At 69.6% G+C, this 12,369-nt stretch carries 15 protein-coding genes; 5 read left to right on the top strand and 10 right to left on the bottom strand.

The window, feature by feature from the left end:
• Window positions 1–21: 21 nt before the first annotated feature.
• The 7 genes from ACZ7DY_RS34585 to ACZ7DY_RS34555 all read right to left on the bottom strand — a co-directional run bounded on the left by ACZ7DY_RS34585 (window position 22) and on the right by ACZ7DY_RS34555 (window position 5,605).
• Window positions 22–984 (bottom strand): phosphotransferase family protein, encoded by a 963-nt coding sequence (locus ACZ7DY_RS34585; protein ID WP_471142706.1) that lies wholly within the window; start codon window positions 982–984, stop codon window positions 22–24.
• A 72-nt stretch (window positions 985–1,056) separates the two neighbouring features.
• Window positions 1,057–1,524, bottom strand: coding sequence for a MarR family transcriptional regulator (locus tag ACZ7DY_RS34580; protein ID WP_471142703.1), 468 nt, complete (start codon window positions 1,522–1,524; stop codon window positions 1,057–1,059).
• A 121-nt stretch (window positions 1,525–1,645) separates the two neighbouring features.
• Complete coding sequence (locus ACZ7DY_RS34575) at window positions 1,646–3,004, bottom strand: MFS transporter (protein WP_471142701.1); 1,359 nt, start codon at window positions 3,002–3,004, stop codon at window positions 1,646–1,648.
• A 158-nt stretch (window positions 3,005–3,162) separates the two neighbouring features.
• Window positions 3,163–3,522, bottom strand: a complete 360-nt coding sequence (locus ACZ7DY_RS34570) for an ArsR/SmtB family transcription factor (protein WP_471142699.1) — start codon at window positions 3,520–3,522, stop codon at window positions 3,163–3,165.
• Window positions 3,523–3,788: 266 nt separating this feature from the next.
• The gene (locus tag ACZ7DY_RS34565; RefSeq protein ID WP_471142697.1) at window positions 3,789–4,211 is read right to left on the bottom strand and encodes a diadenosine tetraphosphate hydrolase; all 423 of its coding nucleotides are present in this window, start codon (window positions 4,209–4,211) and stop codon (window positions 3,789–3,791) included.
• Window positions 4,212–4,416: 205 nt separating this feature from the next.
• Window positions 4,417–5,001, bottom strand: a complete 585-nt coding sequence (locus ACZ7DY_RS34560; RefSeq protein ID WP_471142696.1) for a TetR/AcrR family transcriptional regulator — start codon at window positions 4,999–5,001, stop codon at window positions 4,417–4,419.
• Between the two features lie 355 nt (window positions 5,002–5,356).
• Window positions 5,357–5,605, bottom strand: a complete 249-nt coding sequence (locus ACZ7DY_RS34555) for a hypothetical protein (RefSeq protein ID WP_471142693.1) — start codon at window positions 5,603–5,605, stop codon at window positions 5,357–5,359.
• Window positions 5,606–5,713: 108 nt separating this feature from the next.
• Between ACZ7DY_RS34555 and ACZ7DY_RS34550 the strand changes: the two genes are divergently transcribed.
• The 3 genes from ACZ7DY_RS34550 (at window position 5,714) to ACZ7DY_RS34540 (ending at window position 7,781) form a co-directional block, all read left to right on the top strand.
• Complete coding sequence (locus ACZ7DY_RS34550; RefSeq protein ID WP_471142691.1) at window positions 5,714–6,382, top strand: SMI1/KNR4 family protein; 669 nt, start codon at window positions 5,714–5,716, stop codon at window positions 6,380–6,382.
• Window positions 6,383–6,484: 102 nt separating this feature from the next.
• The gene (locus ACZ7DY_RS34545) at window positions 6,485–7,186 is read left to right on the top strand and encodes a 2-phosphosulfolactate phosphatase (protein WP_471142990.1); all 702 of its coding nucleotides are present in this window, start codon (window positions 6,485–6,487) and stop codon (window positions 7,184–7,186) included.
• Between the two features lie 97 nt (window positions 7,187–7,283).
• Window positions 7,284–7,781, top strand: a complete 498-nt coding sequence (locus ACZ7DY_RS34540) for a hypothetical protein (RefSeq protein WP_471142690.1) — start codon at window positions 7,284–7,286, stop codon at window positions 7,779–7,781.
• A gap of 62 nt (window positions 7,782–7,843) precedes the next feature.
• Here the strand turns inward: ACZ7DY_RS34540 and ACZ7DY_RS34535 are convergent, their stop codons facing one another.
• The 3 genes from ACZ7DY_RS34535 to ACZ7DY_RS34525 all read right to left on the bottom strand — a co-directional run bounded on the left by ACZ7DY_RS34535 (window position 7,844) and on the right by ACZ7DY_RS34525 (window position 10,072).
• Window positions 7,844–8,446 carry an SRPBCC family protein gene (locus ACZ7DY_RS34535; protein ID WP_471142687.1) on the bottom strand — a complete coding sequence of 201 codons (603 nt, stop codon included), beginning with the start codon at window positions 8,444–8,446 and terminating at the stop codon, window positions 7,844–7,846.
• A gap of 118 nt (window positions 8,447–8,564) precedes the next feature.
• Entirely contained in the window at window positions 8,565–9,623 is a 1,059-nt protein-coding gene (locus ACZ7DY_RS34530) for a YncE family protein (RefSeq protein ID WP_471142684.1), read from the bottom strand.
• An 89-nt stretch (window positions 9,624–9,712) separates the two neighbouring features.
• Entirely contained in the window at window positions 9,713–10,072 is a 360-nt protein-coding gene (locus ACZ7DY_RS34525; RefSeq protein ID WP_471142682.1) for an excisionase, read from the bottom strand.
• A 68-nt stretch (window positions 10,073–10,140) separates the two neighbouring features.
• On the opposite strand from ACZ7DY_RS34525, the gene ACZ7DY_RS34520 reads away from it, so the two are divergent.
• Window positions 10,141–11,184 carry a Clp protease N-terminal domain-containing protein gene (locus ACZ7DY_RS34520; protein ID WP_471142680.1) on the top strand — a complete coding sequence of 348 codons (1,044 nt, stop codon included), beginning with the start codon at window positions 10,141–10,143 and terminating at the stop codon, window positions 11,182–11,184.
• Window positions 11,185–11,209: 25 nt separating this feature from the next.
• The gene (locus ACZ7DY_RS34515) at window positions 11,210–12,325 is read left to right on the top strand and encodes an FAD-dependent oxidoreductase (RefSeq protein WP_469255742.1); all 1,116 of its coding nucleotides are present in this window, start codon (window positions 11,210–11,212) and stop codon (window positions 12,323–12,325) included.
• The last annotated feature ends 44 nt before the right edge of the window (window positions 12,326–12,369 follow it).

Genomic DNA, 12,369 nt, shown 5'->3' with positions numbered 1-12,369 from the left:
GGAAGCGTACGAACGCCCCCCTCACCCGCTGAACACACCATTGCGGCACAGCTGTTGTGCGCACCACCGGAAGTGGCCCTCGCTGTCGTCCACGCCGAAAAGGTCATAGGTCGTGAGGGCGTATGCGGCCTGGTACGTGGTGAGGGTCTTGGGCGCGTGGCCGAGTTCGTGGGCGAAGAGGTCGGTGAGTTCCGCCATGTGCTTCTTGGCGTGTGGTCCGTACATGTCCCAGACGGCGGCGGTGACGGCGGCCTCGAAGGCCGGATCACCGGCGGTCGTGTAGAAGCCGAAGTCGAGAACTGCGACGGGGCGGCCCGCCGTGTCGACGTGGATGTTGGGCGGGATGAGGTCGCCGTGGATCGCCGTCACCGGGGCGTCGGGGAGCGAGAGCAAGGCGTTCCGCGTGCGTTCGACTCCCGCCTCAAAGTCCGGCACGTGCCTGGCCAGGGCTGTCCCGTGGCGAGCTGTGGCACGGGTGACAAGAGCCGCGAGTGCGTCGCTGAAGCAGGCGTGCCCCCGCCAGAGGGGGCGGTCGTCGCCCTGGACGGTCAGGCGGCGCATGGCGTCGGTGCCTGGCACTGATGCCAGGCCGCGCAGAACGTCCAGAACCGCGTCACTGTGCCGCGTGGACAGCTCGCGTTCGTACGCCACGTGCGCGGAATCGGCTCGCAACGGGCTTCCGGGCAACTCACGCTCGTACGTCACGAGGACACCCTCGTGCTCCTCGGCACCCAGGACCTCCGGGGTGGCGAACGGCAGCGCGTGCCGCGCGATGTCCGCGTACACCTGGCGCATGACATCGAAGTCGGCCGGCGGCCGGCCACTCCACACCTTGGCGACCCGGCCGCCACCCAGCCCGTACACGACCCCCTCGACACCGGCGCCGATACGGCGGACCACGCCCGTGCGGCCGCGTTCGGGGAAGTACGCGAGCCATGGGTCGTGGTGAGGGACTTCCGCGCCCGCCGGCGGGGTGTTCTCCATTCACGTATTAGACCAGCGGTCACGCTCGCATGTGTTGACGTTTTCCGCCTGGTTCATCCGGTTCGCCGTTCGTCAGGCAACAGTTCCGCCCGCGTTGCGGATGAGCCGTTGGAGCACCTTCACCGTAGTGACGTAGTCGGCGACGTCGATGCCCTCGTGGAGGGCGGCGCGGATCGCCGGGGCGTTGGCGGCCAGGTCGACACGAGCCCGTTCCCCGGCTTCGGTGAGCCACCACCGGTCCTCGGTATCGCGGGTCAGCCAGCCGCGTTCCAGGAGCCGCTCGGCCTCCGCCGCCAGGTCGTCATCGGGGCGGAGATAAGAGGCCATGGCGTTCTGCAGCTCGGGCAGGGTCATCCCCTGCCCGTCGGGTGAGATGTCATTCGCCGAGAGGTTGCGCAGCAGCCAGAACTGGGGCTGGGTGTACCCCTTTTCGGCCTGTTGCGCCCGGGTGTACGCGATGAGAGCCTCGTAGGCCACACCGGTCCAGTACGCGGCGGGCTGTCCGGCCAGTTCGGCGTCGGTGGCCTGCAAAGTCTTCATGAGTCGAACGTACGACCTCAAGTGCGGTTGAGGGCAATGGTGTTCCGTCGGGCAGCCGCCCTCTCCCCTCGGCTCGCCCCGCCCTGGTGGGGACCAGCTGACGATCCTCTCAGCGCAGGTCCTAGTGCGCGGCCGCCGCGTCACTCCGAGTCGGCCAGCGTGGGTGGCGGGCGTCGATGACGTAGTCGTGTGCGTGCCGCCAGCCGTGTGGGTCCGCGTGGGCGTCGGCGAGGTGTGGGTCGCCGACGTTCAGGGTCGTGTGGAGGTGGGTGAGGCGGGACGGGTCGCGGGCGGGCCACAGTCGTGCGGCCACCACCGTGGCGGCGAGGGCGACTCCGGCGAGCGTCGCCGCGGCCGTGGCCATCCCGGCGAAAGAGGCCAGCCGCCCGGCGAGGGGGTAGGTCAGCAGCCAGCAGCTGTGGGTGAGGGCAAAGCGGGCGGCGAAGGCTGCGGGCAGGTCGGCGGGCGCGGCCGACCTGCGGACCAGTCGACCGGCGGGGGTCAGGACCATGGACGTTCCCACACCGAGGAGAGCCCAGGCCGGCAGCAGCCAGGCCCACGACAGGCCGTCGTACGCGAGTCCGGAGGTGAGCGCGGCCAGGACGCCACCGAGGACGAACCCGGCGGGCAGCATCACCGAGCGGTCGCCGAAGCGTTCCACGGCACGCGGCAGGAGCAGGGCGGCCGCCACGGAGCCCGCCCCGAACGCCCCCAGGGCCAGCGACACATCACCCGGGGCGCGATGCAGGTGTTCGCGGACGAGCACCACGGTGTTGACGATGACCATGGAGCCGGCCGCGGCCACGGCGAGGTCGAGCGCGAGCAGGGCGCGCAGTCTCGGCGTGGCCCAGTACAGGCGGATGCCGAACGTCGTCGCCGCGTGGCCGCCCCCTGTGCGCTCGACCGGGCGCGGTGTCGGCAGCACGACCGACGTGACCAGTGCGGCGGAGGCGAGGAAGCCGAGCGCGGTGCCGACGAAGAGCCAGTTGTAGGTGACCAGGGTGAGCGTGACGGCTGCGAGCATCGGGCTGAGCAGGCTCTCCAGTTCGTAGGCGAGCCGGGAGAGGGAGAGGGCGCGGAGGTAGTCGCGTTCGGCGGGGAGGATCTCGGGGACGGTGGCCTGGAAGGTGGGCGTGAAGGCGGCGGACGCGGCCTGGAGCAGGAAGATCAAGACGTACACCTGCCATACGTGCTGCACGAACGGCAGGGCGAGCGCGATCCCGGCCCGGGTCATGTCCATCGTCACCATCAAGGCCCGGCGCGGCACCCGTTCGGCCAGGGCGCCGATCACGGGGGCGATGCCGACGCAGGCCACCATTTTGATCGCGAGCGCGGTACCGAGTACGGCGGAGGCGTCCGCACCCGCGAGGTCGTAGGCCAGCAGGCTCAGGGCGACCGTCGCCAGGCCCGTGCCGAGCAGGGCCACGACCTGAGCGGTGAACAGGCGGCGGTAGGTGCGGTTCTGGAGCACTGAGCGCATGGCGGCGTCCCCTGGGCCGGCGGCGGCGATCCGACCCTTTCCACGGTAGACGACATGTGCATGATTGCGCACACGTCGTCAGCGGAAAGTACGTTACGGGTGCAGTACGGGATGTCGTCGTGCTCTCCGGACCGACCCGCACACGCTCATCCGAACTCTCAGGGGTGCCAGGGCTCCCCGGTGACCTGGTGGTCCGCGTGGCTCAGCGCCTCGGTGACCAGCCGGCGCAGATGACCGTCACGCAGCGAATACACCATGCGCCGCCCGTCCTTGCGGGCTTGCACGAGGCCGGCGAGCCGCAGCTTCGCCAGGTGCTGGCTGACGGCGGGCCGTGCGGCCGCACTGGCACCGGCCAGCTCGGTCACGTCCGCCTCCCCCTTGGCAAGCACCCACAGCAGGTGCAGACGGGTCGGGTCGGCGAGCAGCGCGAACACCGTCGTGGCCGTCTCCAACTGCTCCCTGCTCGGGCTGCGTTGGTGCCCATGGTGTGCAGCTGAGGGTGGTTCGCGCTCCGGCATGGTGTCATCGTAGGACCGTATACGTCCTGTGCGTCGTGTGCGCCTGAGGGCTCGAGGCGCCTCCGCTCAGGTCTTGCTCTGCGGCGCTCCCCCGCTTACGCCTCCGCTCCACCCGTGCCCGTGACCATGCCCATCCCGAAACCGGCCGCCATGGCAGTGCGGGAGCCTGGCTCGGAGGGCGGGGGCGTAGCGGTCTGCCCGGCGCGTACCAGGTACCGCCCCACTCGCTCAGCTGTCCCCGGTTCTTTCAGCTGTCCGCGTTTCTCTCAGCCGTCCCCGGTGCCGGTGAGCCGGTCGAGCTCCTTGGATATCTCCGCCCGTAGTCCGTCGTGCCGGGCGTCCAGAGCGTGCCGCTTGTCCGTCCAATTCTCGCGGGGATAGAGCCAGACCGGCATCCGCACCAGGTCTGCCGGCTCCCACTGGAAGCGCGGCCACACGTGTGCGTGCAGGAAGCCGTCGGTGTTGCCGAGGATCTCCAGGTTCACTCTTCGGAACTCCGGATCGAGGCGTCGGCAGGCCTGTTCGACGGCTTCGCCGAGCGCGTCCATGTCGGACAGATACGCACGCCGTTTCGCCCTCGGGAGATCGGACAGCCGCTCCACCTGCGGATCGTCGACGAGGAGTACCGAGTAGCCCGGCAGGAACTGCACGTCGCCGATGGCCGCGAATCCCGCCGTCAACCGCCGCATCACGGTGGGGTTCTCACCGGCCAGAGCGCTCCCGATCCGATCCGAGCGCCAGTCGCGGCCGCCTCCTCGCCCGTCGTGGCCGTCGGACGCGTCGGGCCCGGCGGACCCGCCGGTCTCAACGTGCCTGTCATGCCGATCACTTGTCATGAGGTGCCAGATCCGTCCGCTCGTCGATCACTGGGAGTCGATCTTCCCGCATACTCGATCAACGATGCTGTTCGATCAATGCGCGCGCCATCCTCCGGGCCCGGAGAGCCGCGTCCGCATCCCCTTCCGCCGCCGAGATGATCGACCCCTTCATCAGGATGTGCCAGGACCGGGAGAACGAGTCCGCCTCACGCAGACCGGCCTCTTCGGCCATGCCGCGGACGAGGGAGCGGATGTTCTGCAAGTAGGTGATGCTCGCGCGGCCGAGGGGGTGTTCGGCACGCATCTCCAGCAGGACGTTGATGAAGGTGCAGGCGTCGAAGTCCTCGCTGCGGAACCAGTCGTCGAAGACGTCGAAGATCGCCAGGAGCCGTTCTTCCGGCGTGCCGCCCCGGCTCCGCGCCCCCGCCACCACGAGACCCAGCGTCCACTGCCTCTCCCGGCGGGCCAGGAAGGCGAGCACGAGTGCGTCCTTCGACGGAAAGTGCCGGTAGAGAGTGGCCTTGGCGACTCCAGAACGCGCGACGACCTCGTCGATGCCGACATCGCGGATGCCGCGTCGCGAGAAAAGCTCGTACGCGGTGCTCAATATCCGTTCACGAGGCGCCAGTCGGCGCACCTCAGTCGGCGGGACGTCGTCCATCACGTCCAGAATAGCCCTGGACAGAGTCGCCGCCCGCTGCCATCGTCTAAGCAACGGCTCACGAGACAGACTGGTCTTTCTGTCCCTGCCGAACGGCGACTTTCGTGCCCCAAACACCACCCAGGATCCCGGTGTACGCATCATCCGGCTGGGCAGCCGACGCGGGAGGTCGGCCGCCCGCCCGCCACCGGGAGCCGCCCGACGGGTGGGGCCACAAGCTCCCTGGCGCGCCCCTCCCACCAGGTGAGCTGCCCCACCCGTCGGACGTGCCTTGGCCGTTCAGGGCGACAGCGTGATCGGTTGTCACTCCCCCTGCCGGAGCTGACAGGGCGACGGTCACGCCCTCGGCTGCGGTTCACAGGACCTCTCCCCTACGGCCGCCCGGGAGCAGGACGCGGAACATTTCGGTGAAGACGGCGGCCTTGTCGGTGAACAGGTTGATCACGCAGTTGTCGGGGGCGTAGAGGGTGGCGTCGGTCTCGGACAGGGACGGGGAAGTGGACGGGTACGGGCCGAAACACCCGGTGCCGCCTTTGGCTCCCTGGACTGCGGCGGCCGCGTAACGCCTACGCACGGTCTCGCAGAGGTCGACGTTCTGGCTCATGGTGCTCGGGATTCGGTCACGAAGGCCGCCGGTGGCGTATCCCCCCATCTGGCCATCCCGTCCGCAAGGGCGGGCGCCAGGGATCGCGGGGAGAGGGAGGCGGCAGCCGTGTCGGCCAAGGTCCGGCTCGTCGGACGCCTGGGGCAGGATGTCGTCATGGCACCGCAGATCTTGCCCCCATCGGAGTCCTGGCGTGTGATCGCCGACTGGCTGGCGACGCACGCCGCGGCGGATCTCCCACAGCTCAACCCACCGGCGACAGCGGACGAGATCCGACGGGCGGAAGGGATTCTCGGCGCTCCGTTCCCCGCCGACCTGGTCGAGTCCCTGCAGTGCCACAACGGCGTGAGCACCTGGACGACCATCCTGCCGGAGCAGTCCCCTCTCTCGGTGAGCGGCATCGTGGACCGGTGGCAGACCTGTATGGACGTCGCGGCGGAGAACGACGGCCTGACCTCTCGCCCCTGGGATGACGAGCCCTGGTGGCACCCGCTCTGGATTCCCTGGGCCGAGAGCGCCGACGGCGCCGCCCAGGTGATCGACCGACGTCCCGGTCCGGACGAGGGGCGGCTCGGCTGGGCGGGCCACGGCGGTGGCGGCGACTTCACCGATTCCTGGCCCGATCTAGCGAGCCTTCTGCACGCGGTCGCGCAGGCCCTTCATGAGGGTGGAGACGTTGGCGGGCTGCGCCCCTACCTGACCACGCAGGGCGGTCTGTGGTGGGACGAAGAGGGCTGTGACGAGTTGAACGGTCAACCGCTGAGGCGCTGGCCCTAGCCCCTGCGTCAGGGAGACGCTCGCGGCGGCGGCCGGGACGGTGTGAAGTGGCGCCGGTCACCTTCCGCCCGCTTCGGGTCTGGCATGGCTGATCATGACCGGATGGACGCTCGTTTCCTCGGCATCGCCGAGCTGGTCGAAGTGCCGCGCGTGGCGGTCGTGGTCGACGTCATGCGCGCTTTCACGGTGGCTGCCTGGGCCTTCGCCCAAGGGGCCGAGGAGATCGTCCTCGCCGAGTCACTGGACGATGCCCTGGCTCTCAAGGCCCGCCATCCGGACTGGGTGACCCTCAAAGACGGTCCGCCTGCGCCGGGTTTCGACGCCGTCAACTCCCCTGGTCTGCTGCGGTCCGTCGACCTTCGTGGACGGACCGTCGTACAGAAGACGACTGCGGGGACGGTCGGCGCCCTTGCGGTGAAGGAGGCGTCTCTGGTGCTGTGCGCCGGCTTCGTCGTGGCGGAGGCGACGGCCCGGCTCTTGCGGGAACGCGGCTGTGACCGTGTCACGTTCATGGTCACCGGCGAGGACGGGCGGGCCGACGAAGATCTGGCGTGTGCGCAGTACATCGCGGCCAGGGCCGCCGGTGCCGAGCCGGCCGCGGCCGAGTTCCTCCGCCGCGCCGCCGCGTCACGCGCAGCCACGGAGCTGGCGGAGGGGATACGGCAAGGAGTCCATCCGGACGACGTCGCGCTCTGCCTTGAGCTGGACCGGTTCCCCTTTGCGATGGTGGCGACTCTGGAGGACTCTCTGATGATCCTCCGGCCGTGCGCAGTACCGCCGCTGACCACCGAAGCCGCGCATTGATCGCTCGCCAAGAGCCGTCCCGCAACGGCCAGGAAGCCCCCGGGGTCCTGCACCCTGTGGTCGGCGGCAGGGCCCCGGGGGGCAGTTGAATGCCCTGGTGACGGACTGGACGCAGGCGGTTGATGTTCACGGGGCGGTTGGGCGCGTGCCGCTGCTCCTGGATCAGGTAGAGCGAGGCGAAGCTCCGCAGGCGTGGGACGAGTTGTGGGGCCGTCTCTGCCCTTGCAGGGCAGTACCACTCAGGTGCTGGAGTGCATCCCTGGGCGACTTCGCCGACGACTTCTATACGGTGTCCTGTCCGCACTGCGAAGCGGAGATGATCATCGCGGTCGGCGACCACGGTTGCCATTCGGCCGTCCGAGACTGGGATCGGGGCGACATCAAGCAGCGGCCCCTGCGGCCGGCAGCGGCCGAGGAACTTCGCGGTCCCGGTCGTTGGATGCACGCCAAAGCCGTCCGGGACGGACAGCGGCAGCTCGCCAAGGGGATCAGGTACCTATTCGGCCATGCCGAGTGCCCCATGTGCGCCAGCGTCTTCAACATCGCGGAAGCGCACACCGCTGCAAATCTCCCTCCCGCTTTTGAAGTGGATTGAGATTGGACCGCTAGGGCGCGCGGGGCCGGGCCGCAAAAGCCGACCGTGGAGCCTGCCTTCCGTCAGCGGCCGGACGCGGCTTCCAGTTCCCTCTTCAGGTTGTTCAAGGTGCGGTCGATGTTCCTCACTTGGAACGTCGCGAAGGCGTGGCCGCCCGTGGCGATACGGTCGAAGGCGCCGGCCAACCAATCCGGCCAGGCGCGACGATCGTCCGTCCATGTCTCGGTCACCCGCGTCGCCGCCCCCGATGCCCCTGACATCCCCGTCCGCCCGGGTGCCACGTTTCCCGCATTCGTCCCGTCGAGCCCCTTGCGCTGTTCCCGCTCTTCGAGCCCTCCGCATTCCTTGAACCGGTACTCCCAGGTGGCGATGGGAGCCTTCAGGCGCGGGTGCTTCAGGCCGATCGCGTGTACGCGGAAGGCGAAGTGCCTGCCCGGGACCGCCGCGGTCACCGTGCAGCGGGTGGTCCAGCGGAAAGCGCCGCGTTTGTTGTGCCCCTCGAACACCAGGCCCACCTGGGCCGGTTCGTCCGCGCCCGGCACCGTCGCACCGAGGTTCTCGGGGCTCCAGCGCCCCATCCGGGCAGGGCGGCTGACTTGCTCGTACACCGCCGATGGCGGCGCCTGGACCACGATGCTGCGGGAGACTGTGAGCGTGCGGGGCATGCGGGACTCCGATCCTCGACCCCCGACCCTACTCACGAGTAGCCCGGACGGGAAGTGTCTGATCGTCGAGGAGTGGTGGGCGGCCGCGGGCGCCCCGGTCTCGCTCGGCTTCCTTCTTTCAGCGCGCTGCGGGCAGCAGCGCGGCCGAGTCCGGTTCGGATCTGGTGCCGAAGCCGCCGGTGACGCTGAGCCTCTCCAGGTCGACGACGGCTATACGGTCCGTACCGAGCAACGACACGTAAGCGGTTGGCTGGTGGGGGTGGAAAGCCACCGCGGCCGGAGTGCCGTCGAGCTTGAGCGAGCGAATCGGGCGCAGGTCGGTGCCGCACACGGTGAGCGTGCCGCCGACGATGTCGGTCACCAACAGCCGTTCGTCATCGACCGTGTACACGCGCAGGGGATCTCCGGCAACCTTCCGGCTCCGGCGCACCTTGAGGGTGTGCGCGCCCAGGGCGACCAGCGTCGCGCTCTTGCGAGCCGCTACGAACAGCGTCTTCTCGTCCCGGCTCAGGCAACTGCTCTCGGGCAGCCGACCAGGTGTGCACAGGAGCGGCGGTACGGAGGCGTCGTGGGGTCGCACCAAGCTCACCGTGTGCGACAACAGGCCGGTGACGTAGGCCCGTTCGCCGTCCCGGGTGAGCGAGAACAGGTGGGTCTTCACCCCGTGGGTGGGCACCGCGCCGGTCGGCGCCGTGTCGGTGGCCGGCGCGTCGAACCCGAGCAGGACCGCCTTCTCCTCACTCAGCGCGTACAACCGGTCGTGGCTGTCGATTCCCATGCCGTGAATGCGGTTGAACGGGCGCGTGTCGATGGTGCGCGCCAAGGATCTCTCGGCCAGGTCGATGACGAAGACCGCGGCCCCGCCCTCGCCGATGCCCGAGGACATGCGCACTCCGTAGTGCCCGACGTAGGCGAATCGCCCACGTGAGTCGACGACCATCTCGTGCGGGTACTCGGGCAGGTGGACGGTCTGCCTGCGCTCCCCCGAGGCGAGGTCATAGAAACTGACCGAGTGGCCGCTCTTCTCCACGACCACCAGTTCGTCCCGCGCGTCGGTCCTCGCCGCCCGCGACGCGCCAGCCTGGGCGGACGCCGCGGATGCCGGTGTCGGTGCGGACAGGCCACCCGCCCAACTCCCTGCCCCCGCCGCCTTGATCACCGTTCGTCGTGTCACCACAGGGCCCACCCCAATCCTCCGACCCCGTACGCCGCACTCGGTAACCCGTAACCCGTAACCCGTAACCCGTAATCGCATGTTCGCCTCAGCTACTTCTTCTCCAGTGCGGCCAGCCGCAGTTCGAGCTGGTCGACCCGGTGTCGCAGCAGGGTCACCTGGGCCTCCAGGCTGACTTCCCGTTCCGCCCTGCGCTGAATGCGCGGGGACGCGGCGGCGCGTTCGATCACCGCTTCCAACTGGACCAGCCTCTGGGGGCCGTTGGGGCCGTCCACCAGGCGGGACCGGATCTCGCCGTTGCGGTACCAGGACCGCAGGGCGGAGCGGGAAACGCCGGTCTCCGATTCCGCCCTGGCGAGTGTGACCCAGGGTGTCTCCTCCAGCTGCTCGAACAGCTCCAACTCCCGCTGCCAGCGCGCGAGTCGGGCCTCCCAGTCCGACAGTGTCTCCATCACACCCTCCCTTCGGCACGGTGACCCTATCTATAGCAGCGCATTGACATGGTTGGGACCATGGAGCCATGACTTTCGAAAGGTTTTCGGTGAAAGCCCGCAAGGTGGTCGTGACGGCTCAGGAGGAGGCGAGGCTGCTCAAACACCAGTGCATCGGCACGGAGCACATCCTGTTGGGGCTGCTCGAAGTGGCAGACAGCACGGCGGCGAAAGTCCTGCACCAGCTCGGGTACGACAAGGTGACGGCGCAGGCCGATGTCGCCGCGGTGGTCGAGCCCGGCGCTCAAGAGCTGAGCGGCCACATCCCGTTCGCGCCGAGCGCGAAGAAGACGCTGGAACTCGCCCTGCGTGAGGCGCAGCAGCTGCGCCACACCGACATCGGTACGGAGCACATCCTGCTCGCCCTGATCAGGGAGGGCGAAGGCGTCGGTGCCCAGGTGCTCGCCGCTCGGTTCGATCCGATCAGCAAGGTCCGCGTCGCCGTGCTGGCGGCGCTGGACGGGTCACAGGATGTCGCCGACGTGCCGTGGCCGGCCGGGACGTCCGCCGCCGAGGACGCCTTGGCCACCGCCGGCGCGCTGGCCGGTGGCGCACCGGTCGGCAGCCATCATCTGCTCGAGGCGATGCTGCGGGCGGAGAACAGCATGGCGGCCAAGGTGCTGCGGGAACTCGGCGTGGATCCGGACGCGGTCGCCGCCAAGATCGACGCACTGGATCCTGAGACGACCACGGACGCGAACCCGGAGGAGTCAGCCGCCCGCAAGATGGAACTCCGCTTGGTCGACGACGAAGTACACCTCATCCTGCGGGACCCGTCGACGGTGGCGGCCGCGCAGAAGGTCGTCCAGTCGACCGGCGGCCCGGTCCGGGGCATCGGGCCGGTCGCCGGAATGTTCGTCCCCCTCTTGCGTGCCACCAACCAGCTGCTGCAGCAGCTCCAGCAAGTCCTGGAACCGGAAGCGGAACAGGAATCGGCACAGGAATCCGAAGGCGAGGGTGGGGCCGGGGGTGCGGCCAAGGAGGGTCGGACCGGAAAGGGTGGGCCTGGCGCGCGCGACGTGACCAAGGCCGTGCGTACGGTGCTCGCCCCCCGGCTCCGGTTCCGTCGGTGAACCGGCGACAGACGCGGAGGCAGTCATGACCATCACCATCATCGGAGCCGGCCTCGGCGGCCTGGCCCTCGCCCGGGTGCTGCACATGAACGGCATCGACGCGGTCGTGTACGAACGTGACGCGTCGCCCGACGCGCGCGGCCAGGGCGGCATGCTCGATCTGCACTCCGGGACCGGGCAGCGAGCGATGCGTGAGGCGGGGCTGATCGAGCAGTTCCACTCGATGGCCCGCCGCGAGGGACAGGACCTGCGTCTCCTCCTGCCGGACGGCACCCTGCTGCTCCAGGAGGACACGCCCGACGACGCCCCGCTCGATCGGCCCGAGGTCGACCGTGCCGATCTCCGCAACCTGCTGCTGGGCTCTCTGCCCGAACACACGGTGCGCTGGGGGCGCGCGTTGCGGTCCGTCGACGACGAGCTGCTGCACTTCGCGGACGGCAGCAGCGCCACGTACGAGCTGCTCGTCGGCGCGGATGGCGCCGATTCCCGGGTCCGGCCGCTGCTCACCGACGCCCGGCCGGCGCACACCGGTCAGAACGTCGTCGAACTCGGCATCCCCGACGTCGACCGCACCCACCCCGACATCGCGGCGATGGTCGGGCGCGGCAACTACTGGGTGCTCGGCGACGGACAGTCCCTGTCGGCGCAGCGCAACGGCGACGGCCGCGTACGCGTCTACCTCAGCTTCTACGACACCGCCGAGGACTGGCTCACGACGAGCGGGATCCCGTTCGGCGACCCGGTCGCGGCCAAGGTGCGGCTGGTCGAGCTGTTCCGGGGCTGGGACGCGCGGTTCACCGGCCTGATCGCCGCCTGCGACGACACGGTGCTGCCCCGCTCGATCTCCACGCTCCCGGTCGGCCTGACCTGGCCGTCGAGACCGGACGTCACCCTGCTCGGCGACGCCGCGCACCTGATGCCGCCGGTGGGGCAGGGCGCCAACATGGCGCTGCTGGACGGTGCCCTGCTCGGCCTCGCGCTGGCCGCGCACCCGGACGACTTCCCGGCCGCCGTGAAGGAGTACGAGACCGAGATGTTCGAACGCACCCGCGCGGCGGGCGAGCAGTCCGCGTACATCCAGGAAGTCCTGACGTCACCCGACGCCGGCCGGCGCATGCTTGCGTTCTTCCGTCCGGACTGAGCGGGCATGGCTTGCTCTGTTCCCACGGCGGGTTACGTCACTGC

The sequence above is a fragment of the Streptomyces sp. NPDC037013 genome, assembly GCF_055607265.1.
This window is presented reverse-complemented; position numbering and strand designations above follow the sequence as displayed.